Here is a 24,479-nt window from a genome sequence, read left to right as displayed (position 1 = left end):
TGAATCCAGTGCTGAGCTTGGTGGCGAAAAGTCACCACGGTGAGCCGTTAAACTCAATTAAGTGAATGATTTTTAATCATTAAAATGGGTGGTACCGCGTGTAAACGTCCCGTAAGTTAGCAAAAGTTAACTTACGGGACGTTTTTTGTTTTATAGTTGCGCGCTAACAACTTAGTTTATATTTGGGAAATACCGTTACTAGTATTTACCTGACCAACTTAGTGTAAACGTGCTTGAAAAAGCAGATTCCTGCGGTTAGCTACAACAGTCAAATCACCTTTTTCAAAGGTAATTCGTCTATTTAGGCTAATCCTCAGAATCTAACCGCTTTTTCAAACACTCCCTAGTTTAATGTAAGACGACCAAAATTGCTTTGTTGCAGAAAAATAATTTTTGAGTAGTTAAGAAGTAGGCTATTTTTTAATTGAAGTTAAATCGTAGCGGCTATTTTTTACTATTCTGGAAGGAGTTTCCACAATGATTAATCCTAAAATAATTCGAAAAAATCCAGACATGGTGAAGGCCAAGTTAAAGACACGCGGTATTGAGGCGAAAGAAATTGATCAGTATTTGGCATTTGATCAGGAGAACCGGGATGCTATCGCGGAGGCTGAAGATTTACGTAAGCAAAAGAATCAATTAACGGGGCAAATCAGTCAGGCCAAGGACAAACGTTCTGAAGAAACACAGGCTAAAATTAAGCAGGTTAAGACGTTAAATAACGCCATTAAAGCCGCAGATGAAAAGCAAAAGAAAGTCTACGCGCAGTGGCGTTATATTGCAATTCGCTTACCTAATTTACCTGACGACAGTTTACCTATTGGGCCAGATGAGGCTGAAGATAAAGAGTTACGTAAATGGGGAACAATTCCTGAATTTGATTTTGAACCTAAAGCTCACTGGGAAATTGGTGAAAACTTAGGAATTTTAGATTTTGATCGGGCCGCAAAAGTTTCTGGTGCGCGGTTTGTTTACTATAAAGATGCTGGTGCTCGTTTGGAGCGGGCCCTTTACAACTTTATGCTGGATTTACATACGCAGAAACAAGGCTATCATGAAATTATTCCACCATACTTGGTTACTGGAAAAACAATGTTCGGTACCGGCCAATTTCCTAAGTTTACAGAAGATGTCTACACCGTTGAATCAACGGGGATGACGCTAATTCCAACGGCCGAGGTACCATTAACAAATTACTATAGTGGTGAAATTTTAGACGAAAAGGATTTACCAACTTACTTTACGGCATTGACACCAGCATTCCGTTCTGAGGCTGGCAGTGCCGGTCGCGATACACGGGGCTTAACGCGGATGCACCAATTCAATAAGGTTGAAATGGTAAAGTTCTGTAAACCAGAAGATTCTTATAAAGAATTAGATTCCCTGACCGCGAACGCTCAAGAAGTTTTAGAACAATTAGGTCTAGCGTATCATGTGATTGTGCTATCCACCGGGGATACCGGCTTTTCATCCGCCAAAACTTTTGACCTTGAGGTTTGGATGCCGGAACAAAACATTTATCGTGAAATCAGTTCGTGCTCGAATTGTTTGGATTTCCAGGCCCGGCGCGCAATGATTCGTTACCGTAAGGAAGATGGTTCCGTCGATTACGTTCATACGCTAAACGGCTCCGGTGTCGCTGTTGGCCGTACTGTTGCGGCAATTTTAGAAAATTATCAACAAGCAGATGGCTCTGTAAAAGTACCAGATGTGCTAGTTAAATATATGAATGGTATGACCGTTATTAAATAAAAAATGTGGACCAAGTGAACTAATTCTTGAAGTTAAGCACGTAAGACAGCCGTTTGTAAGGTTGTATTATTTGGTTGGTGATAGAATTGACTCCTTGGTCCATTTTTTTGCCAAAAATGCAGGGTACGGGACAACCGAGGACTAGCTGCTTATTTAGTTTGGAACCTAACATTAACGTTTGCCTAAAAATAGTCTAAGAAGAATCGCATAGTCACAGACAAAAGCGGTGTTTCGCTGTAAACTAATAGCAAGATGAAAGCGAGGTTATTCGGGTGACTACTAATTATAAAAGTGTCTTTGATATTATTGGGCCGGTTATGATTGGACCATCCAGTTCTCATACTGCCGGTGCCGTTGCAATTGGCCAGGCGGCCCGTAAAGTTTTTCAAAGTACACCTCGAGAAATCGTGGTGCATTACTTTGAATCATTTGCACAAACGCACCGGGGACACGGGACAGACTACGCCATTGTAAGTGGTGTGTTAGGCTTTTCTCCTGCTGATGCCCGCGTGCCCCAAGCGGTTACGATTGCTCGGCAGCAACAGATCAAGGTAGTCTTTAAAGAAGAAAAGGGAAAAAGTCCAATTGGGCACCCGAATACGGCAGTTATTCAATTAAAAAATGCACAAAAGTCAATTGAAATTGCAGGTTGTTCAATTGGTGGTGGCACGATTGAAATTCGGCGAATCAAAGTGGGCGAATTTGATATCCAACCACAGGGTGCTTTGCCCGTTTTACTAGCTTTAGATGATGACCGAACTGACCAGCTACTACTTGAACAATTAGAAGTGCTGACCGGGATTAATTACCATCATATCTATGTAGCAGACACTGGGCGCCAACTAGCTGAATTTGACCTGAATAAGCGACTTAAACAAGATGAAGTAAGGGCACTGAACAGTACGGTAGCAGAGCTGATTTATTTATAAAGTGGGGATGGCAAATGTTTACTTCAATTGAAGAATTAGTGGCAGCGGCTGTTAAGCAGCACGTAACGTTATCTGATCTCATGATTGAACAAGAAATGCAGAATACGAATAGCACTAAGGATGAGGTTTGGACGGCAATGGAGCGTAATTTAGCCGTGATGGCCGACGCGGTAAAAAAGGGTGCCAGCGGTGAAGGCGTTTATTCACAAACGGGCCTGACCGGTGGTGAAGCAGTCAAGCTGAAGAAATACCGTCAATCGCATCATACTTTAGCCGGTGATACTGTCTTGGAGGCAGTTCAAGATGCCATTGCAACGAATGAAGTTAATGCTTCAATGGGTGTTATTTGTGCTACACCAACGGCCGGTTCATCAGGCACGCTACCTGGGGTTTTATTTATGTTACGTAAACGACTTAATCTCAATCATGAACAACTAGTTCGGTTCTTATTTACCGCCGGGGCGTTCGGCTTAATTATTGCCAATAACGCGATGATCGCTGGGGCAACTGGTGGCTGTCAGGCAGAGGTTGGTAGTGCATCGGCAATGGCAGCGGCCGCCGCAGTTGAAGCCGCTGGTGGAACGCCACAACAATCAGCTGAGGCCTTGGCGATGGCGCTGAGTAACCTGTTGGGCCTAGTTTGTGATCCTGTTGCTGGCTTGGTGGAATTACCCTGTGTTAAACGAAATGCGATTGGTGCGGGGAACGCTCTGATTGCTGCTGATATGGCGTTGGCTGGTTTGACTAACAAAATTCCGGCTGACGAAGTTGTTGCGGCAATGAAGAAAATTGGGGAGGATATGCCCCAAACGCTACGTGAAACTGGCTTAGGCGGCTTAGCGGCAACACCAACCGGAATTAAAATGAAAATGCAGATTTTCGGAAAATCAGTTGATCTAGGTGGTGTTTAAAAAACACTTGGATTCTATTTGGCAATTGACTATTATTATTGGCCGCGTTAAGGCAGCTGATTGAATTAAAATCAACCGACGTCTGAATTGTGCTTAGGTACGCTAATAAGTTTGCTGCGGGGGAGTAGAACCGGGACATTTTTTAAGTCTTTCAGAACATTCTTGCAAAATTAATTTAACACTCTTAGATTGGACATTAAGGACTATAAAGTAACAATAATTGGTGCTTTTAGGTGAACCGGTTAAATCAAAAGTTGATGTTACCGTGTTCATGCATTAAAATTGGGTCAATAAGTTGTTTTAAACTGTCATACGCTATTATTATATTCAGGCAGTTAGCCGAAAGTAACAAACTTCGGCCGATAAAAAAAGAGACGGAGATGGAGATTACGAGCCAAACAAAAGAAGATCAAAAAGCGGCCAACAATACTAGTTTAGATGATATTGTGGCCACACGCTCCGAGACCGAGGCCAAGCTAGCTGATCTTGAAAATCAGGTTAAAGACGTACGCGATCAGTTAAAACAGCAACTGACGACTGAGCGAACTACGCTACTGAATAAAATTAACAAAGTTGTCCCTGAAATTGAAGATTTGAAGAAGCAGCACACGGCTGATGAGGCCAAGTTAGTTGAACTAAAGAAAAAGGTTCAGGATCAAACAACTGTTCAATACGCGAATGTCCAAAAGCAATTCTCTAATTCACAAACAGAATTAGAGACAATTCAAAAGCAGCAACGCGATGTTCAAACATCATTAAATGATTATAATCAGCAGACTGATGCCGCTAATAAAAAATTATCTGGTTACCAGGATGAAGAAGCCGAAATGGTGGATAAAATTAAGCAAGAAACTGATTTGACCAAGATGATTGAACTGGCAGAACGGCAAAAGAGTCATGTTCAGGCGTTGAATGCTAAAAAGGCGGATGTTAAGGGCCAATTGGACGTTATTGACGTTAAAATTAGTAATGCCAAGGGACGACTAGAAACGCTACCTAAGGACGAAGCCGCTATTAAAGATAAGCAATCAGTTTTGGCTGAACAAATCAAGAGCTTGAAGGCCCAGATTAAAGCAAAACAAGATGCTCGTGATCGTGAACGGGATGCAACGGCTAAACAATTGGAAAAATTGCAAAGTGATTTGACTGCTAACCAAAAGCGGTATGATCAGTACACTAAGCAACTCAAAGAAACCAAACAGAAATTGGCCAGCTATTTTAATGTGCAGCAATCTATTCAAGCAGTTAAATTAGATAAACAACGGCACTATTTTGCCTTGGCCAGTGATTTAACCCCTGATTTAGCTAGTCGCTATCCAGATACGCTGGGTCAGCTGAAGCGTAGTTTTGACCAAATTGGAGCCACGCCGACTGTTGTGACGACTAAATACAATGATTATTTGACTAAGACATGGCAACAATATAAGAAATCTGGTTTAGTTAGCGCTAATAGTCAACTTTTGAATCTATATCAGTCATTGCAGGAAACAGAAAAGCCAGGTACCGTTAAGGAAGACATTATTCCCCAGAATGCTGATTGGCAGTACGTTAAGGATGACGCAACGCACTCCGAAACGGTTAAGAATGAAGACGACCAGCCAGTTATGCAGGTGAAGCGACGGGCTGATAATAGTTTGTGGTACGTGTTGTATTACAGTCAGGGAAAAGTGATCAAGCGAGACGTTTTCGACTTAAAGGGTCAATTATCCGCAACGCAATATCTCGATCAAAAAAATGTTAATCGCGTTGTGAGCGAAAACTTCTACCGAACTAATGGTAGTTTAGTCTTGGTCAAAGAATATAATGATGATAATAAAGAAACAATTCAGCTTTTAAATGAGTCTGGAATTTTATTAGAAGTCTTCTCGTCAGAAAATGAGTTAATTATTTGGTGGCTACGTAACATGGTCTTTACAAATGGCGATAACACCGTGGTTATTGACTTGATAGATGATTTTTACACCTATCTGGCGGAGAATACACCAGATAACGTGACGCTATTACCAGTGGTGACGGATTATGACAAGGCGCAGCCAGCATTAAATACGATCCTAACTGGTCGAGTAACCGTAACTGGTTTGCTAACGATTGATGAAAAAACGAATGATCAAATTGTAAGTGATAGTCAGGTATCCTTGCGCGCCAGTTCATTACCTAAGCTCAGTAGAAAAAAAGAACAGGTTACGGAGTAGCAGTTAATAAGAGAGTCAGAAAAATTAGGGCAGGATTTTTTCCAATGCTTAGTTTTTCTGATTCTTTTTGTTTGCCCTAGGAGATGCTATGATTTGAGTAGACTTTTAATAATGGCCATTTGCCGTTAACAGGATATTACAAATCTGCAAAATGGTCCTTAGAAAACTTAGGAGGTAGCGATGAAACTTACTCAAGAATGGTTAGCACAGTTACCGTTGACTGGAATTGAAGAAGTTAGGCCAGTCGACGGGGGTGATATTAATCAAGCGTACAAAATTAGTACATCCACTTCACGTTATTTTTTAAAAGTTCAGCCAGAAAATAATGCAAACTTTTTTAAGCATGAGATTAACGGATTACAAAATTTGGCAAAGGTTGTTGTGACGCCTAAAGTTATTGCCAGCGGGACTATTGAAAATGCCGGTTATCTTATTTTGGCCTGGTTAGATTTTAAGACCGGCAATGATGCGGAACTTGGTCGGGCAGTTGCAAGCGTTCATCGCTTGACCGCACCACAATTTGGTTTGGAAAATAATTTCATTGAAGGAACGCTGCCCAAAATTAATACTTGGCAAGCGAACTGGGCGGATTTTTACGTTAATCAGCGTTTGGAACCGTTAGTGCGATTGGCAAAGCAAAAACGATTATGGAGTACACAACGGGAAAGGTTAGTAAAGCATCTCGAAGAAATAATTTATCAGGATAGCCGGACAAGAAAGATTACACCTAGCCTACTTCACGGTGATCTTTGGCGGGGAAACGTAGCTTTTTTAAAAGATGGAAGACCTGTGTTAATCGATCCTGATATATTTTATGGAGACCGTGAAATGGATTTGGCAATGACAAAATTATTTGGTGGCTTCTCAGCTGATTTTTATACAGCCTATAATACGGCATTTCCCTTGCCGGAGAACTATCAGAAGCGAGTGGCCTGGTATCAAGTTTATTATTTATTGGCGCATTTAAATTTATTTGGAGAACAGTATGGCTCTTCTTTAGATACTGTTTTAATAGAAGCCGTAAAATAACTTTTAAAAAAAGTCCTTTTTTATTTGACAGAAATCAAAAAGCATAGTATATTATTTGAGTTGTCAATTTTATGAGTTTTCTACAGCAAATAAAAAAGTTCTTGACAACAAATTAGATTCTTGCTAAACTATAAAAGTTGTCGCGTTAAGCAAACTTGAATATTGATTGAATAAAAATTCAAATTGCTGCTTGACAAGCAACCGCTTAATCTGCTATACTGATTGAGTTGTTGCTGACAATGATTCAACGAAGTAGACCTTTGAAAACTGAACAAAGTTTCGACAAATCAAATGTGTAGGGTCTTTTTTTAACCGTTCTTCGGACCGGTTGGAAGAAGCAAACATTTGCGAAGTCAATTCAATTTGAATTATAACTCGCTAGCAACAAAATCAATTGAGCAATCAATTTTCATTTTATATGAGAGTTTGATCCTGGCTCAGGACGAACGCTGGCGGCGTGCCTAATACATGCAAGTCGAACGCACAGATATTAACAGAAGCTGCTTGCAGTGGAAGTTAATTGATGTGAGTGGCGGACGGGTGAGTAACACGTGGGTAACCTACCCAAAAGTGGGGGATAACATTTGGAAACAGATGCTAATACCGCATAATTTAAGTGACCACATGGTCACTTAATGAAAGATGGTTTCGGCTATCACTTTTGGATGGACCCGCGGCGTATTAGCTAGTTGGTGGGATAACGGCCTACCAAGGCGATGATACGTAGCCGACCTGAGAGGGTAATCGGCCACATTGGGACTGAGACACGGCCCAAACTCCTACGGGAGGCAGCAGTAGGGAATCTTCCACAATGGACGAAAGTCTGATGGAGCAACGCCGCGTGAGTGAAGAAGGTTTTCGGATCGTAAAACTCTGTTGTTGGAGAAGAACAGGGACTAGAGTAACTGTTAGTCCTATGACGGTATCCAACCAGAAAGCCACGGCTAACTACGTGCCAGCAGCCGCGGTAATACGTAGGTGGCAAGCGTTGTCCGGATTTATTGGGCGTAAAGCGAGCGCAGGCGGTTTTTTAAGTCTGATGTGAAAGCCTTCGGCTTAACCGAAGAAGTGCATTAGAAACTGGGAAACTTGAGTGCAGAAGAGGAGAGTGGAACTCCATGTGTAGCGGTGAAATGCGTAGATATATGGAAGAACACCAGTGGCGAAGGCGGCTCTCTGGTCTGTAACTGACGCTGAGGCTCGAAAGTATGGGGAGCGAACAGGATTAGATACCCTGGTAGTCCATACCGTAAACGATGAATGCTAAGTGTTGGAGGGTTTCCGCCCTTCAGTGCTGCAGCTAACGCATTAAGCATTCCGCCTGGGGAGTACGACCGCAAGGTTGAAACTCAAAGGAATTGACGGGGGCCCGCACAAGCGGTGGAGCATGTGGTTTAATTCGAAGCTACGCGAAGAACCTTACCAGGTCTTGACATCCTTTGACCACTGTAGAGATACAGCTTTCCCTTCGGGGACAAAGTGACAGGTGGTGCATGGTTGTCGTCAGCTCGTGTCGTGAGATGTTGGGTTAAGTCCCGCAACGAGCGCAACCCTTATGACTAGTTGCCAGCATTAAGTTGGGCACTCTAGTGAGACTGCCGGTGACAAACCGGAGGAAGGTGGGGATGACGTCAAATCAGCATGCCCCTTATGACCTGGGCTACACACGTGCTACAATGGTTGGTACAACGAGTTGCGAACCCGCGAGGGTAAGCTAATCTCTTAAAGCCAATCTCAGTTCGGATTGTAGGCTGCAACTCGCCTACATGAAGTCGGAATCGCTAGTAATCGCGGATCAGCACGCCGCGGTGAATACGTTCCCGGGCCTTGTACACACCGCCCGTCACACCATGAGAGTTTGTAACACCCGAAGCCGGTGGGGTAACCTCTATGAGGGGCTAACCGTCTAAGGTGGGACAGATGATTGGGGTGAAGTCGTAACAAGGTAGCCGTAGGAGAACCTGCGGCTGGATCACCTCCTTTCTAAGGAAAATATTACGGAAACCTACACGATTTGTTGAAACTTTGTTTAGTTTTGAGAGGTTTACTCTCAAAAACTTTGTACTTTGAAAACTGGATATTCTATTTTCTTTGTTTAAAAACCGAGAACACTGCGTTTTAAATGAGTTTTTTAAGAAAGTTTTTTTAATCGCTAAAACTCAAAACCACAATACCGTAGATATTGAATAGGTTAAGTTAACAAGGGCGCACGGTGGATGCCTTGGCACTAGGAGCCGATGAAGGACGGTACTAACACCGATATGCTTCGGGGAGCTGTACGTAAGCTTTGATCCGGAGATTTCCGAATGGGGGAACCCAGCCAGCTTAGTCGCTGGTTACTAAGTTGTGAATACATAGCAGCTTAGAGGTAAACGTGGGGAACTGAAACATCTCAGTACCCGCAGGAACAGAAAGAAAAATCGATTCCCTAAGTAGCGGCGAGCGAACGGGGAACAGCCCAAACCATTGAGCTTGCTCAGTGGGGTTGTAGGACTGAACATTAGAGTTACCAAAGTTAGTGGTAGTCGAAGCAGTTGGAACGCTGCGTCAAAGAGGGTGAAAATCCCGTAGATCAAACTGCTAACCCTCTGTTCAGGATCCTGAGTACGGCGGAACACGTGAAATTCCGTCGGAATCTGGGAGGACCATCTCCCAAGGCTAAATACTACCTAGTGACCGATAGTGGACCAGTACCGTGAGGGAAAGGTGAAAAGAACCCCGGAAGGGGAGTGAAACAGTTCCTGAAACCGTGTGCCTACAAGTAGTCAGAGTCCGTTAATGGATGATGGCGTGCCTTTTGTAGAATGAACCGGCGAGTTACGTTTGCTTGCGAGGTTAAAGTGAAAAACTGGAGCCGTAGCGAAAGCGAGTCTGAAACGGGCGCTTTAGTAAGTAGACGTAGACCCGAAACCAGGTGACCTACCCATGTCCAGGTTGAAGGTGTGGTAAAACACACTGGAGGACCGAACTCGTGTATGTTGAAAAATGCTGAGATGAGGTGTGGGTAGCGGTGAAATTCCAAACGAACTTGGAGATAGCTGGTTCTCTCCGAAATAGCTTTAGGGCTAGCCTCGGAGTTAAGCATCATGGAGGTAGAGCCACTGTTTGGACTAGGGGCCCGTCTTGGGTTACTGAATTCAGATAAACTCCGAATGCCATTGATGTTCTATCCGGGAGTCAGACTATGAGTGATAAGATCCGTAGTCGAAAGGGAAACAGCCCAGACCACCAGTTAAGGTCCCTAAATTTATGTTAAGTGGAAAAGGATGTGGGGTTGCATAGACAACTAGGATGTTGGCTCAGAAGCAGCCACCATTTAAAGAGTGCGTAATAGCTCACTAGTCGAGTGACCCTGCGCCGAAAATGTACCGGGGCTAAACATAATACCGAAACTGTGGATGATCACGTTAGTGATCGTGGTAGGAGAGCGTTCTAAGGGCGTTGAAGGTCGATCGTAAGGACGACTGGAGCGCTTAGAAGTGAGAATGCCGGTATGAGTAGCGAAAGATCAGTGAGAATCTGATCCACCGAATGACTAAGGTTTCCTGGGGAAGGCTCGTCCTCCCAGGGTTAGTCGGGACCTAAGCTGAGGCCGCGAGGCGTAAGCGATGGATAACAGGTTGAGATTCCTGTACTAGTTTATTTTGTTTGAACGATGGAGGGACGCAGGAGGCTAAGGAATACGCACGATTGGAAATGTGCGTCCAAGCAATAAGTCTTAGTTTGAGTTAAAGGCTTGAACTTTTACGGACAAGTTGTGATGGGGAGTGAAATTTAAGTAACGAAGTTCCTGATGTCACACTGCCAAGAAAAGCTTCTAGTGAGAAATAAACTACCCGTACCGCAAACCGACACAGGTAGTCGAGGAGAGAATCCTCAGGTGAGCGAGAGAACTCTCGTTAAGGAACTCGGCAAAATAACCCCGTAACTTCGGAAGAAGGGGTGCTGATCTAACGATCAGCCGCAGTGAATAGGCCCAGGCGACTGTTTATCAAAAACACAGGTCTCTGCTAAATCGTAAGATGACGTATAGGGGCTGACGCCTGCCCGGTGCTGGAAGGTTAAGTGGATGAGTTAGCGCTTCGGCGCGAAGCCCAGAAATGAAGCCCCAGTAAACGGCGGCCGTAACTATAACGGTCCTAAGGTAGCGAAATTCCTTGTCGGGTAAGTTCCGACCCGCACGAAAGGCGTAACGATCTGGGCACTGTCTCGACGAGAGACTCGGTGAAATTATATTACCCGTGAAGATGCGGGTTACCCGCGACAGGACGGAAAGACCCCATGGAGCTTTACTGTAGCTTGATATTGAGTGTTTGTACAGCTTGTACAGGATAGGTAGGAGCCGTTGAAGCCGGAACGCTAGTTTCGGTGGAGGCATTGGTGGGATACTACCCTTGCTGTATGACCACTCTAACCCGCGCCACTTAGCGTGGCGGGAGACAGTGTCAGGTGGGCAGTTTGACTGGGGCGGTCGCCTCCTAAAGAGTAACGGAGGCGCCCAAAGGTTCCCTCAGAATGGTTGGAAATCATTCATAGCGTGTAAAGGCATAAGGGAGCTTGACTGCGAGACTAACAAGTCGAGCAGGGACGAAAGTCGGGCTTAGTGATCCGGTGGTTCCGTATGGAAGGGCCATCGCTCAACGGATAAAAGCTACCCTGGGGATAACAGGCTTATCTCCCCCAAGAGTCCACATCGACGGGGAGGTTTGGCACCTCGATGTCGGCTCATCGCATCCTGGGGCTGTAGTTGGTCCCAAGGGTTGGGCTGTTCGCCCATTAAAGCGGTACGCGAGCTGGGTTCAGAACGTCGTGAGACAGTTCGGTCCCTATCCGTCGCGGGCGTAGGAAATTTGAGCGGAGCTGTTCCTAGTACGAGAGGACCGGAATGGACATACCGCTGGTGTACCAGTTGTGCCGCCAGGTGCAGCGCTGGGTAGCTATGTATGGCCGGGATAAACGCTGAAAGCATCTAAGTGTGAAGCCCCCCGCAAGATTAGATTTCCCATTCCTTTATGGAAGTAAGACCCCTGAGAGATGATCAGGTAGATAGGTTGGAAGTGGAAGTGCCGTGAGGCATGGAGCGGACCAATACTAATCGGTCGAGGACTTAACCAAGTCGGAAACAATGTTTCCGCGTAGTGTTCAAAGGTCAAAGAAAATAGAAGGTCCAGTTTTGAGAGCACAAAGTTCTCAGATAGTGGTGTGGTGACAATGGCAGGAAGGATACACCTGTTCCCATGTCGAACACAGAAGTTAAGCTTCTTAGCGCCGAGAGTAGTTGGGGGAGCACCCCCTGCGAGGGTAGGACGTTGCCATGCAACTAGTTAAAAAGGAACTGACAAATATGTCAGTTCCTTTTTTTGATTCACTTTTTAATTAAAACACAGTCCCACAAAGAGTACTGTAAAATAATGTCAGTCCGTAAGTACATTTAAAGCATTATAAATACTCAATTAATATCAGTTAAAGTGGAATTAAACGCGTCTTGCTGATGAAAAAAAATGGAGAAATATTTTAGATTATTTTTTAAGTATTTCATTTCATGCATAGTGATGAACAAATGATTAACAAAATTAAGACAATTAAAAGAGTGAAAATAAAATTGATCCAATCCCTAATACGACTGACTTAATTTAGGCCAAATAGATTTAATTCAAAAAAAATTCACAAAAAATTCAAATAACTATTTAAATGTAAACGGTTTAATGATAGAATTACTTTGTTATTTAGTAATATAGTTATTTTTATCACAATGGATTATAGCGACTGTTGTTAAGATGGCTACCAGTAAGCTTCAAGTTTTGTTTACAGAAAATTGGGAAAATAGATATGGAGGAATATTTATGTCAACAAAAACTAAATTACATAGAACCATCTTAGCGGCAGGAACTATTGCGGCGGCCGGAGGTTTTTTGGCCATCAATACGCAAAATGTTGATGCTGCAAGTTCGGCTTCTGTAGGTAACGAAGAAAATACGCAGACAACAACAAGCACTGACAAAACGCCAACAACGGACGATAAGGCCGCAACGACAACGACCGGAACGGCTGCTACGAGTAATGCAGCTTCAACGGTAAGTAATACTAAGAGTACGGCAAGCTCTGCCGCCACTAGTACAGCGGCAACTACTGTTAAGACACAAACAACTGCCACCAGTGCCGCTGCTACTAAGGCCAACGCAAAGGCAACAGTTACGGACGCTCAGGCCAATGTTTCTGCAGCACAAACTGCTGCCAATACTGCGCAAACAACTCAAACTAATGCAGAACAGTCTGTTAGTGACGCTAGTAAGGCTGATACTGCGGCCGTAGCTAATAAGGCTGCTGCCACTGATGATGCAATCAGTGCAGCAAAAGCCAAAGTTGAAAACGATCAAACCGCAGTAAATGATGCTCAAACAAACGTTAATACAACCCAAACGGCTGCTGATGCGGCTAATACCGCTGCAACAACGGCACAAAAAAATGTTGATACTGCAAAAGCTGATGTTAACACTGATCAGCAGGCACTTGCTGATTTAACTCAGGCTAAACTACAGGCAAAAATTACCGATACACAGGCAAAAATTACTGATGATCAAGGTGCTGTCGATGCTGCCAGTAGTGCAACCCAGGCTGCACTAGCAGATAAACAACAGACCGAAGCGGCAACTACTGCTGCTCAGAACAACGTTGATACTGCAACAAAGGCTAATAATGTAGCACAAAGTGATTTGACAGATGCTAATGCTAAAGTTAGTGCTACTCAGGCAACTGTTGACGCGGCACAAACGACCGCTGATGCTTTAGAGCCGGCAGCAATTCAATCAAGTATTGATAAAATCACTGCAAAAATTACTGACGATAAAGATGCTGTCGATGCTGCTAGTAGTGCAACTCAGGCTGCATTAGCAGATAAGCAAGTGACTGAAAAGGCAACTACGGCTGCACAAGATGCCGTCAAGACCGCCACGGATACCTATAATAACGCGCAGAGTGCAGCAACTACTGCTAACGCTGCCGTTACTGCAGCAAAGACAGACGCCGCAACTAAGCAACAGGCCGTTGATAGTTTAACCAAAATTCAATCAACTATCGATGCCACTAAGGCACAAATTACGGATGATCAGGCTGCCGTTGATGCCGCTAGTAGCGCCACACAAGCGGCTTTGGCGGATAAGCAGGACGCCGAGAAGGTTACCACTGCCGCCCAGGCTGACTTGGATGCAGCAACAAAAGAAAATAATGCCGCTGCTATCACTAAGGCCCAGGCCGCTTTAGATACTGCCACGGCCGCTGAAAATGCTAAGCAAACAGTCTTAACTGCTGCCGAGGCTACGCAAACGGACGCTAAGGATAAGCTGGCCGCGGATACTGATAGTCTGACCGCCTTACAGACGCAACAAGCTGCTCAGGCCGATCAATTAAAGGCGGCCCAAGCGGCATTGGTTGACGCTAACAATGTTTTGACAACAACCCAAGCAGCAGCAAGTGAAAAACAAGCTGCTTCTGATCAGGCCAAGACTGCCTTGACTGCTGCGCAAAATAAATTAACTACGGCTCAGGCTGATGAAGACGCAAAACAAGCGGTATTGACTGCTGCTGAAAATGTTCAGACGGACGCTAAGAACCAATTAGCTACTGATCAAGCAACGTTGACTAATTTAGAAACGCAACAAAATGATCCTGCCGCATTACCTGCCGCACAGAAAGTATTAGCTACTGCAAAGGTTAACTTATCTGCCGCACAGGCTGTTGCTACGGCTAAAAAGGCCACTGCGGATAAAACGAGTGCTACATTGGCTACCGCTCAGACTGCCTTAACTGCTGCCACGGCTGATGAAAACGCAAAACAAGCAGTTTTAACGGCTGCTGAAGATGCACAAACGGCTGCCAAGGCTACATTGGCTACTGATCAGGCTGCTTTACAAACTTATCAAGCTGATTTGGCCGATCTACCTGCTGCCGTTGCTAAGGCACAAACGGCCTTGGATGCTGCAAATGCAGTATTGACTAAGGCCCAAACAACTTTGGCTACTAAACAAGCTGCCTTAGATAGTGCAAACACAGCCTTGACTACAGCAAAGAATGTCTTGGCCGAAGCTAAGGCTACATTGGCATCTGACACTACTAAGCTAAACGCGTTGACAAACGCAGATGAAAATTTGGCGGCGGCAAATAAGGCATTGCTACAAGCGCAAACTGATTTAGCCGAGGCCAATGCCGGAGTTACTACAACTCAAAAGGCCTTAGCCACTGCTATTCAAGTTTTGGCTGATGCTCAGGCTAAATTAGCGGATGCAACTAATGCAAACAACGCTGCGCAGGCAGCAGTAACCAAACAAAAGGCGCAAAGTAAAAAAGCGGCTACTGCTAAAGTGTTTAATACAGCATTGGATGCTGCCGATAAAGCAACTGTTGGGGCAGTTCAACTGAAAAACACTAACTCTTATAAAGGAAATGCCAACTTATCACAGGCCAAGGCTACTGCATTGCCACAAACTGGTAATGACACGCAACAAGCAGGTATTTTAGCCATGTTAGGTGCATTATTATTAGGCGGTTCTCTATTCGGTTTCAAGAAGAGAGAGCGCGATTAGATATAGAAATTGCGAATAAACCTTCTTGATATGGTGATTAAAGTGTAACTTTATTGGTTTTAAGTGCGCCACAATTATTAGACAAACGAGTCTAGTAATTGTGGCGCTTTTTGTGATCTGATACTAGCGGCCGGGACAAAAAGTCCTACCATTTATTATTTCCGAACGTTACTCTAGAACATGCGCCAAAACCGACTTTTATCCCACTTCGTTTTTCTAACAATTCTTGCAGTAACAAACTAATGTTTTTGTTCAATCAAAAATATCCCTTAACTAGATTTTGAGACAATAAAATCTAGTTAAGAGATATTTAGTGAAGATAGAAGTTAATTTACCGTCCGAATTTATTGAAATAACGGCCCTTTTTATTTTGAACGTAGAAATTTAATCTTATGTTCAAACGATATCGATTGAAAAATAAAAAAATTATATGTTAGCTAACCTTTATTCAAGCCCTGCTGAAATAAACACTTTACCGGCCTGATCGATAACGATGCCTTCAATATTAGGTGTTTGATTGATGGTTGCAATACTAATTTCTGAGGGCTGACCAAATAAGCGCGTCGTCCATAGCTCACAATCTAGTGATTTATCAGCAATAATCGTTAAACTGGCTAGGTCAGTGACAACAGGGTAGCCAGTTCGGGCATCTAAAATATGGTGATATTTTTTACCATTGACGACCAACTGCCGCTCGTAAATTCCAGAGGTAACCACAGATTGATCCCGAATCTGTAGAACTTTCTTGTAATGGCCTCTGGATTTAGCCGGATCCTGGATGCCGATTCGCCAAAAATGGTCGGCGTGTGTCGGCATCGGACCCATAGTTAAAACATTACCACCTAGGTTGATCATTGCTGAAGTTACGTCAATTTGCTTTAAGTAGGCGACTAACATGTCAGCAATATAGCCCTTTGCCAGTGAACCTAAGTCAATCGCCATTCCTGGTTTTTTCAAAAAAACCGAGTGGGCGATACCATCAAGTACAATATCTAATGGATTTGTTTTGTTTAACGCAGTAACTATTTCTTCAGGAGTTGGTAACTTGGCGTCTGTGAAACCAATCCGCCAGGTTTGTACCAAAGGGCCAATCGCAATATTTAGCCGACTTTGGGGGACAAGACTATAATGTAGTCCAAATTCGATTAGTTTATATAGCTCCGGGTTAACTACTACCGGTTCGATCCCCGCCTGCTTAGTAATCGCCATCAATTCCGAACTGGGATCGTTGGCACTAAAGCGATGATCATAAATCTTTAAGCGATTAACTAATTCATCCAGAATTGGCTCCGGTGATTTTGCTTCGATTTGTAAGGTGATTATTGTGCCCATTAAATGTACCTGTCTAGTTGATTGTCCCATAATTCTGGCTCCCTTGTTTAATTATTGTTGCCGTATCACAATACACACCAACAATAATGACTAATTACATAAAAATTATGTAACAAAATGATTTGGCATTAGGGTATCGGATATAGAGTACACTTTTGCAAGCGCTACGACATCAACTCAAATTTAACACCAATGCTTTGGTTAAACAAGTACGGGTTTAGGTTTATACTTTCTTGTTTTAGAGGTCTGTATGGATTTAGGTCAAGAATCTGGACACATTTTATGTATAATTTAAGCGACTAATTTTTCCTTTTCATTTGGAGTTAAATAATCAATGCTACTGTGAATTCGAGCACTGTTATAAAAGCTCTCAATGTAGCTGAATATTGCAGCATTTGCTTCTTCAAAATCCTGATAATGGTGTTGGTAAACCTCTTCTTTTTTCAAACTGGCGTGAAATGATTCCAAACATGAATTGTCATAGGGACAGCCACGCTTGCTATAAGAATGGCGAATATGGTGTTGCGCTAAGATCTGTTCAAAGCCAGCACTGCGGTACTGGCTACCCAGATCGGTATGCACAATTAAGTTATTAGTCGTCTTTCTAGTTTCAAAGGCTTGTTGAAAAGTGCTGATCACAAGATCAGCAGTCATATGACGGCTGATTTTATGGGCAATGATTTTACGTGAATATAAATCCTGAATGCTTGATAAATAACACCAGCCATTGGCTTTGGTGTGAATATAAGTTATGTCTGCACACCACTTTTGATTTGGACTGGTTGTACGAAAATCTTGCGCGAGTATATTTGAATAATCAGTCGCATCAATATCATTAGTTTGTTGATAATGCCACTTCTTGCGCGTGATTGATTTAACCCCATTTGGCGCATTAATCGTTGAACTAGCTTAATACTGGCAGTCTTACCTTCTTTTTGTAACGCTTTTAGAATTTTAGGTGCCCCGTAGATACGTCTAGAATTAAAGTAAATGCGTTTAATCGACTGGCTAAGTGTCTTACGACGCTTGGCTTGTGGCGATACATGATTCTGCTGATGTTCATAGTAAGTTGAGCGTGGAACTGAGAGTACTTTACAGGTTTCTTTGATACTATGGTGCTTCAAATTAATATCAACGGCTGTCTGCCAGTCATCTGGGTTTACTTTTTGGCGAATATGGTTAAGGCTTTTTTTAAGATGTCATTCTCACTTTCTAGCTGTTTCAAACGTTTTTGCAACGCTAAAACATCTGATTTGGAAATTCCACTTCCTTTGTCTTCTTTATATAGATTAATCCATTTGTAAATAGTTACATTTGATACACCATATTCGTCTGTAAGATCAGCTACCGGGGCGCCATCCTGGTACAGCTTGACAATCATTTTTCTAAAATCTACTGAGTACTTTTTCTTGGTCATAAAAACACAATCCTTCCTATTATGGAATTATACTAAATCGTGTCCATGATTTCATACTACCTTCAGTAAGTAAGTCCAAATCTTGAATTGATATCTCAATGAATTATTGGCGTTTAAAAGATGTATGCGTTAAGTGAATTAATCATAATCGCCAATTAAATAGTTAAAATAAAATTTAACTATTTAATCTAATATATACATTTCTGAAAAATTGTGTATAATGGTCTTGTTAGTAAAAGTCTCCTCCTAAAAGATTTTTATTGGCAATAATAATGACTCTGTAGGACTACCCCTAAAAAGACCTACAGAAAAGCGGCCGCAACAAAACTAAATGTTTTGGGCTCTTCGTCAACTGTTGTTGGTGAATCCATATTTCGAGTTCTAATCACTTCGTGATTAGGGCTCTTTTTGTTTTGATTTTGAAAACGTATAGTACTCGAGTTCTAAACCTCCAGAAGCTGCGATAGCCAAAACTGGCTCGTTTGATCGCCTTGATTTTATTATTAGAACCTTCCAAAGGACCATTTGAATAGTGTGTGGTAAAGGTGTTACGAATCTCATCATGATGGCTTTCAAGTGTTTTAATCGTGTTCTTCATTTCTTCAGAATACGTTTTGTTATTCCAAAATGCCGCATTGTAGTTATGCCAATCTTGATGTTGGACAGCTGACCGGACGCTGTTTAAGACTTGATAAGTTTGTTCTAGTTCTGAATCCAACGATAACAGCTGATGGACAACATCGGTGGCAGCCATCCAGTAAGGAAAATTAGTCCACTTTTTGAATTGTTCAAAGTTAAGCTGTTCAGTTGGTACTAACAACAGCTTCCAGTAGCGCTTAAGGGCGTGAAATTCGCGAGAAGACGGGGTAAACTTCTTCATCACCTTGATTCTGGTTTTGTTAAACGCCCGATTTAGGGCGTTGATAATATGAAACTTGTCCATGACCACCATGGCATTGGGGAACACGGTCTGCACAAGCTTGGGGTAGGTATAATTCATATCAGTCACAATAATTTTGACGTTTTCTCGGGCAGCTTGATCGAAGCGGTAAAAATACTTCTCTAGTTTATTGATGGTTCGATAAGGGAGTAAGTCGATTAATTCATGGGTTTCGCCATTCATGAACTCAAAGCTCATGGCACCAGTAGCGCTCTTGGTACTCTTCACCTCATCCATTAAGATGATCTCTGGTAAATAGTGCCAATTGGTTTGAAAGTCTCGTTCAGCGCGCATTAACTGGCGGCCCACAAATGAATCTGATGCCGATACTTCATTGGCAATGTGCTTCAAAGAGACCGGTTCACCGAGCTTCTCTAGGCATTCTTTGCGGCTGGTGTTTGAAATTGTACAGTGTTTCGGAACTGCCAATGTTTGTGCAAGAAAGTTGCCGTGACATTCTTTACAGTGGAAATAGCGGCGCTTTAAGGCTAAGATGACGGTGTTGCTCAGAACCTTCGAGAATCTGATAGTGGTATTGCGCCAGCCGTAGTTAATAATCTTTTGATCATTGATAATCCCGCACTTGGGACAAGCCTTCGGCGTGTAATCCAAGTGGCCAGTTAAGCGAATAACCCCGTCTTCTCCAGTTTCACCGTCAGTAATTTTTAGGTTCTCGTCAGCTATTCCTAATAATAATTTTGTAGTATCATGACACATAGGGCATTTCCTTCTTTCTGAAAAATCTTCGTGGTGGTTGACTTGGATGAACGGACAGGAAATGTCCGCTTTTTTATTCTAGCCATAAATAAAAAATCTGTCATCAGTAATAGATGAAAATCTATTACCAACAACAGATATTGTAGAACCATGTTTTGTTGCGGCCGCTTTATTTTTAGAAATTATTTTTTTATGCTTTTCAGAATTAAGTGTTTAATGTAACTTTCGTTTAGGTCAAAGTAGTCGATTAGTGCAAATAAAATTTCAATTTTAAGCCTTGTTTGGCCTTTTTCATACGTAGAAAGAGCTGATTTGGAAACTTCTAACTTATATTTAGCATTTAATTCTTCGGCGAAACTACGAAAAGATAAATTATGGTTTAAACGTTCCGTCCGTAAAATTTTACGTAACTCATCCAATAAATTTAACCTCCTGTAATATATAACTTTATTATAACTTATTAAAGATTACTTTAATTACTTTTTTGAATATTTTATAAACTTTTCTTTAATGAATTAAATTTGCTCATTTATTAATAAAGTATTGTAAGTCATTCTATTAGTGAGTTAAACTTATATTGTCCTATAAGTGGGACTGGGTAGATAAAGGGGGAGTTGGGCATGATGTCAGCTGAAAAGCGAAATAAACTGGCAGGTTATTTGCGGGAGTACGCAATTACTCAGCGACAGGTCGCAAAAATAATCGGGAAATCATATGTTGCTACTTCAAATAAAATTAATAATAAGACCGATTTTACGCGTAGTGAAATTCGGATTTTACATGACGCGCTACATATTCCAATTTCGGTCTTCTTTGATTAATGGGGGCGTTAGTTAGTAGATTAGGGAGTACCTAAAAGGCGCCCAGGCCGTGTTTGACCCAGTTATTGAATAGGTTGTTCGGCGGGGTTGGTTGCTGATCGTGGTTAAACATACAAATTCGCGACTTAGATTTGTTGGCTTTCAGTCAATGCGCGTAATAACATTATTTATGGCTACACTTATAAAAAACAAAAAATACCTAGTTTAGAGATTTCATAATCTGATCTGACTAAAAGAAAGAAGCTTGTCTTTTGGTCAGATCAGATTATGAACATTAACTTTCAATTGTTAATGTTTCCCATCTTTACGCTAAGTATTTTGTGTACTGTTTAATTAATTATTCATATTTCGGCTGCTACTAACGGATTCAGTTGTGGAACTTGAGTTACTAGTAACACTGGAAGAACCTTGTTCTTGCATAGCATTACTATTAGTTGATTCTGGTTCGCTACTTTTGGTGGCACTAGAAGCAGGTACATTGTTTTGTTGTGACGCATTCGTTGTTGAATGGTTAGAACTGGTTATTGAACGACTATTATTATTTTGATCATGTTGTGGTGTACTTGTACTAGCCTGCGGTGTTTCGTGGCTAGTAGTCGTGTTATCAGTGGGCTCACTTGTATTATTTACAGTGGTGCTAGCAACATTATTATCCGGTTCACTATTACTATAATAAGTAGTGGAAGCAGAAGTAGCAGTGGTTTCAGAAGTATCCGTGGTCGCTGTTTGCGAAGAAGTTTTTTTTGCTTTCTTTGTTTTCTTTTTGCGGCTGTGGTGCTTTTTAGTTTTGGTCATCTTTGGTGTGGACTGACTAACCGACTGCGCTGGTTCATTTTGAATAGTGGAGCGTTGCCAAGCATATACGAGTGCAGCGCCAAAGATAAGGATGATTGCTGCGACGATTAGAACAATGATTTTCGTCCTGCCTATTTTACGGTGTCTTATGCGCCGACTGTGGCGACCTCTTTTCATACAATTTCCCCCTGACCATTACTGTGCTACCAAATACTTTTTAGCTAATTTAAAGTACGTTTAAAAAACACTTTTACTGGAGTCTTTGCAAGTACATTTACGCTAAATTAGTCAGAAAATGCTAATAAAAGTGATTTCTAAACACTTCTTAGTAGATAAAGCTGCCAAAGATTTCCTGTTCTTTATCACCACTCATTTGCAAGGAAAAAGCCCACAACTACCAACGTTGTGGGCTTTTTTGATTCAAGATAGCAGCGCTACTAACGTGAGATAAAAAACGATCTCACTTTTATTAGAGCAGCTTGTCAGATTTGAACTGACGACCTCATCCTTACCATGGATGCGCTCTACCGGCTGAGCTAAAGCTGCAAAACTATTTTAATACTTAAATAGTATAGCGTAGCCGTAATTTAAGGTCAAGCCTTCGGTGATTTTTCCAATTGATCAAATCCGTGACTAGTAAATAATTTAGCATCTAATTGTTTAATTAAGGGGCTCGCTTCTTTAATGGCAATCAAAACGAGTTCGTGCATTGCCCGGGAACAGATTGTGTAGAGAATATCGCGGTCAATTTCAGTTTTAAAAGTTGGCGCGGAAACATCGTACGCAATGACGGCATCAAACTCTAGGCCCTTAGCTAAATAAATAGGAAGAATCAAAATTCCCTTAGGTAACGCACGATCAGCGTCTGTAATTAAAGTTGTTGGGGTATCCACTTTTAAACGAGCGTAAAGTCGTTCACTAGTTGGTAGGTCTTTGGTTAAAATAGCAACTGTGTCGTGTTGCGTCAATAGGCGACTCTCGTTTGTTGAGTTAGTGTACTGCGTCCCTCATTTTGATCAGCGGCTAGGATCAATTCTGGTTTATTGCCCGCGCGAGTGAAGGCCTGGATATCCTTACTATTAGGTAATAGTGCCGTCGCAAAAGTAGTAATTGGGTAAGTTGAGCGGTAACTTTTATTTAAAGTGATTAAGTTAATACTCTTTGTTTTAAAAACGTGACTTAATTCAATAGCGAAATCATTAGTTTGATAATGTGTCGCGAAAAGATCCTGTGCCCGATCACCTAAGAGCGTTAGTTTACACCGCGGGAAGGCATGCTTAATGTAAATTAGTTGTGCGATACTGTAATCCTGCATTTCATCAATGAAAAGGTATTGGATAGCGTGATTTTGACCACTGCCGGTTAGGCGATCGCGTAAATAAAGTAAAGGTGCCGCATCTTCCAGGCGTAAGTCATGGCGTTCTAACTGGTCCTGATAGGCCGCAATCATCGCTTTCCAGGCGGTAGGGGTTACGGATTTGGGCCTACTACTTTGCATGAAGTCCGCGTATTGTTCGTAAAGATCAATGAAGTAATCATTGTAAATAGCATTATAAACGATGGCCAGACGTTTTTTAACCAAGGCCTCAGCAATGAACTGGGCCTCATCTTCACCTGGTTTAAAATGGTGATCGGCCGTTATGTCGTGGTACTGTTCATCACTTAAAACGTCCACTTCTTCTAAAACCCAGTCCGCTCTTGCCTCTTCTTTAATCCGTTTTTTAAGTCGCTTGATAAGTGTATTTTTTGTGGTCAAGAATTTATCGGCGGCGAGCATTCGTTGGGGCAAGTTTTCATAAATTTGTTCAATTTCAGTTTTTGTAAAAAAAGGTCGGCCTTCAAAATAAATCGGATTAAACGCTAGCTGTTCTGGCTGAGTTTCTTTTAAATAGTGTTTAATTTGGGTCATGTAGGCCGCACTATCTTTGTAGCGCCGAATTTCACTGGCCATCTTTGGTAAACTACGCTGATCCTGCTCAAAACGTTCAAACAATGATTGTACGTGAAGTCCAGAAAAACGGGCGCTAAAAAATTCTGCCAAGGTAACTTGGCGCATATTTTTTTCACCCAAACTGGGTAATACATCAGAAATATAGTGGCTGAATAGACGATTAGGTGAAAAAAGGATCATTTGATCAGAGTTTAAAGATTCACGGCTATGGTAGAGTAAAAAGGCGATTCGTTGCAAGATTGCGGATGTTTTTCCGGAACCAGCAACACCTTGAACGATTAGAATATCGTGTTTAGTGTCGCGAATAATATCATTTTGCTCTTGTTGGATTGTGGCAACAATATTACGCATATATTCATCATTATCTTCACCTAAAACATGCTGCAACATACTATCGCCGACGGTTTCATTTGTATCAAAGATTGTCTCGATCTTTCCGTCTTTGATTAAAAATTGGCGTTTTTTAAGGAGTTCAGCTTTGGCATCGCCCATGGGTGTTTCGTAGCTGACGGAACCCAAGGTACCATTGTAATAAATACCCGAGATTGGTGCTCGCCAGTCATAAACAAGAAAGTTTTGTTGTTCATCAATAAATGAAGCCGTTCCAATATAGAGAGTTTCTTTTTCGCGATCTTCTTCAATGTCAATCCGCCCAAAATAGGGGGACTGTTGAAGATCTTTTAGTTGACCCATCTGACTTTTTACGATTGATTCATTTTCGACCGTACGGGCAACTAATTGCTTTTGTTGTTGAACGGCGGCATTTGTTTCGATTCGGTCATCGGCTTCAGCAATATTAACCCGCGTGTTGTCGCCGTAGTTTTGCTCGATCAAGGTTGTTTCACGATGTGCTTTGTCGAGTAGTTCTTGCTGGCTTAATAAACGCTGCTTGATCTGTTGGATCACGTGACTAACCCGTGCTTGCTCTGCTGTTTTGGTTTTAGTATCCAAGTAAAAAGCCTCCAATCGTTAGAAATTTGCTTAAGTCATTCTAGGTCTTTTTTATCCTTTCGTCTAGTAATTAGTTACAAAAACAGCTAATAAAATAGACGTGCAATTGTGGGGGCTTTTTTAAGCAGACGTGGTAAACTTTAAACGTTAATTAAAAATAATA

Annotated in this window: 14 protein-coding genes, 1 tRNA gene, 3 rRNA genes, 1 pseudogene and 1 other annotated feature (1 of these 20 only partly in view); of the genes and pseudogenes, 10 read left to right on the top strand and 9 right to left on the bottom strand. The window is 42.1% G+C overall.

Translation table 11 applies throughout. The annotated features are described in order from the left end of the window. Positions 1-115: a binding site (T-box leader), on the top strand; it begins 80 nt to the left of the window's first position. Positions 116-477: 362 nt separating this feature from the next. The 9 genes from serS to AYR53_RS01575 all read left to right on the top strand — a co-directional run bounded on the left by serS (position 478) and on the right by AYR53_RS01575 (position 15,392). Further along, positions 478-1,752 carry a serine--tRNA ligase gene (serS, locus tag AYR53_RS01615; RefSeq protein ID WP_068279690.1) on the top strand — a complete coding sequence of 425 codons (1,275 nt, stop codon included), beginning with the start codon at positions 478-480 and terminating at the stop codon, positions 1,750-1,752. A gap of 272 nt (positions 1,753-2,024) precedes the next feature. Beyond that, positions 2,025-2,681, top strand: a complete 657-nt coding sequence (locus tag AYR53_RS01610; RefSeq protein WP_068226160.1) for a serine dehydratase beta chain — start codon at positions 2,025-2,027, stop codon at positions 2,679-2,681. Between the two features lie 14 nt (positions 2,682-2,695). Further along, positions 2,696-3,592: an L-serine ammonia-lyase, iron-sulfur-dependent, subunit alpha gene (gene sdaAA, locus AYR53_RS01605; protein WP_068226161.1), complete on the top strand. Its 897-nt coding sequence runs from the start codon at positions 2,696-2,698 to the stop codon at positions 3,590-3,592. 380 nt (positions 3,593-3,972) lie between these two features. Further along, positions 3,973-5,784, top strand: a complete 1,812-nt coding sequence (locus AYR53_RS01600; protein ID WP_239691372.1) for a coiled-coil domain-containing protein — start codon at positions 3,973-3,975, stop codon at positions 5,782-5,784. 180 nt (positions 5,785-5,964) lie between these two features. Then, a complete protein-coding gene (locus AYR53_RS01595) occupies positions 5,965-6,813 on the top strand; it encodes a fructosamine kinase family protein (protein ID WP_068226162.1) in 849 nt (282 codons plus the stop codon). 414 nt (positions 6,814-7,227) lie between these two features. Beyond that, positions 7,228-8,796, top strand: a 16S ribosomal RNA gene (locus AYR53_RS01590). Positions 8,797-9,002: 206 nt separating this feature from the next. Beyond that, positions 9,003-11,928, top strand: a 23S ribosomal RNA gene (locus AYR53_RS01585). A gap of 86 nt (positions 11,929-12,014) precedes the next feature. Beyond that, a 5S ribosomal RNA gene (gene rrf / locus AYR53_RS01580) occupies positions 12,015-12,131 on the top strand. Together the 16S, 23S and 5S rRNA genes form the textbook arrangement of a ribosomal RNA operon. 525 nt (positions 12,132-12,656) lie before the next feature. Further along, positions 12,657-15,392, top strand: coding sequence for an LPXTG cell wall anchor domain-containing protein (locus AYR53_RS01575; RefSeq protein ID WP_068279693.1), 2,736 nt, complete (start codon positions 12,657-12,659; stop codon positions 15,390-15,392). A gap of 444 nt (positions 15,393-15,836) precedes the next feature. On the opposite strand, the gene AYR53_RS01570 is transcribed toward AYR53_RS01575, so the two are convergent. The 6 genes from AYR53_RS01570 to AYR53_RS01545 form a co-directional block, all read right to left on the bottom strand. Further along, a complete protein-coding gene (locus AYR53_RS01570) occupies positions 15,837-16,754 on the bottom strand; it encodes an FAD:protein FMN transferase (RefSeq protein WP_068226164.1) in 918 nt (305 codons plus the stop codon). A gap of 261 nt (positions 16,755-17,015) precedes the next feature. Beyond that, positions 17,016-17,555, bottom strand: a complete 540-nt coding sequence (locus AYR53_RS13615; RefSeq protein ID WP_239691382.1) for an IS3 family transposase — start codon at positions 17,553-17,555, stop codon at positions 17,016-17,018. Continuing rightward, positions 17,474-17,848 carry an IS3 family transposase gene (locus AYR53_RS01560; RefSeq protein ID WP_068279702.1) on the bottom strand — a complete coding sequence of 125 codons (375 nt, stop codon included), beginning with the start codon at positions 17,846-17,848 and terminating at the stop codon, positions 17,474-17,476. The genes AYR53_RS13615 and AYR53_RS01560 overlap by 82 nt, the downstream gene beginning before the upstream one ends. Before the next feature lie 35 nt (positions 17,849-17,883). Further along, entirely contained in the window at positions 17,884-18,141 is a 258-nt protein-coding gene (locus AYR53_RS01555) for a transposase (RefSeq protein ID WP_017866964.1), read from the bottom strand. 385 nt (positions 18,142-18,526) lie between these two features. Further along, positions 18,527-19,798: an ISL3 family transposase gene (locus AYR53_RS01550; protein ID WP_068279055.1), complete on the bottom strand. Its 1,272-nt coding sequence runs from the start codon at positions 19,796-19,798 to the stop codon at positions 18,527-18,529. 182 nt (positions 19,799-19,980) lie between these two features. Next, positions 19,981-20,217: a helix-turn-helix domain-containing protein gene (locus tag AYR53_RS01545; protein WP_068279704.1), complete on the bottom strand. Its 237-nt coding sequence runs from the start codon at positions 20,215-20,217 to the stop codon at positions 19,981-19,983. 201 nt (positions 20,218-20,418) lie between these two features. Between AYR53_RS01545 and AYR53_RS01540 the strand changes: the two genes are divergently transcribed. Further along, complete coding sequence (locus AYR53_RS01540; RefSeq protein WP_082918562.1) at positions 20,419-20,619, top strand: helix-turn-helix domain-containing protein; 201 nt, start codon at positions 20,419-20,421, stop codon at positions 20,617-20,619. A gap of 333 nt (positions 20,620-20,952) precedes the next feature. Here the strand turns inward: AYR53_RS01540 and AYR53_RS01535 are convergent, their stop codons facing one another. The 3 genes and pseudogenes from AYR53_RS01535 to helD all read right to left on the bottom strand — a co-directional run bounded on the left by AYR53_RS01535 (position 20,953) and on the right by helD (position 24,316). Further along, complete coding sequence (locus tag AYR53_RS01535; protein WP_068226165.1) at positions 20,953-21,591, bottom strand: hypothetical protein; 639 nt, start codon at positions 21,589-21,591, stop codon at positions 20,953-20,955. A gap of 296 nt (positions 21,592-21,887) precedes the next feature. Beyond that, a tRNA-Thr gene (locus AYR53_RS01530) sits at positions 21,888-21,960 on the bottom strand. A gap of 47 nt (positions 21,961-22,007) precedes the next feature. Beyond that, a pseudogene (gene helD / locus AYR53_RS01525) lies at positions 22,008-24,316 on the bottom strand (RNA polymerase recycling motor HelD). Between the last annotated feature and the right edge of the window lie 163 nt (positions 24,317-24,479).

This window comes from Loigolactobacillus backii (assembly GCF_001663675.1).
GTDB lineage: Bacteria > Bacillota > Bacilli > Lactobacillales > Lactobacillaceae > Loigolactobacillus > Loigolactobacillus backii.
Note: the sequence above shows the minus strand (reverse complement) of the source record. Positions and strands in the feature narration are given on the sequence as shown.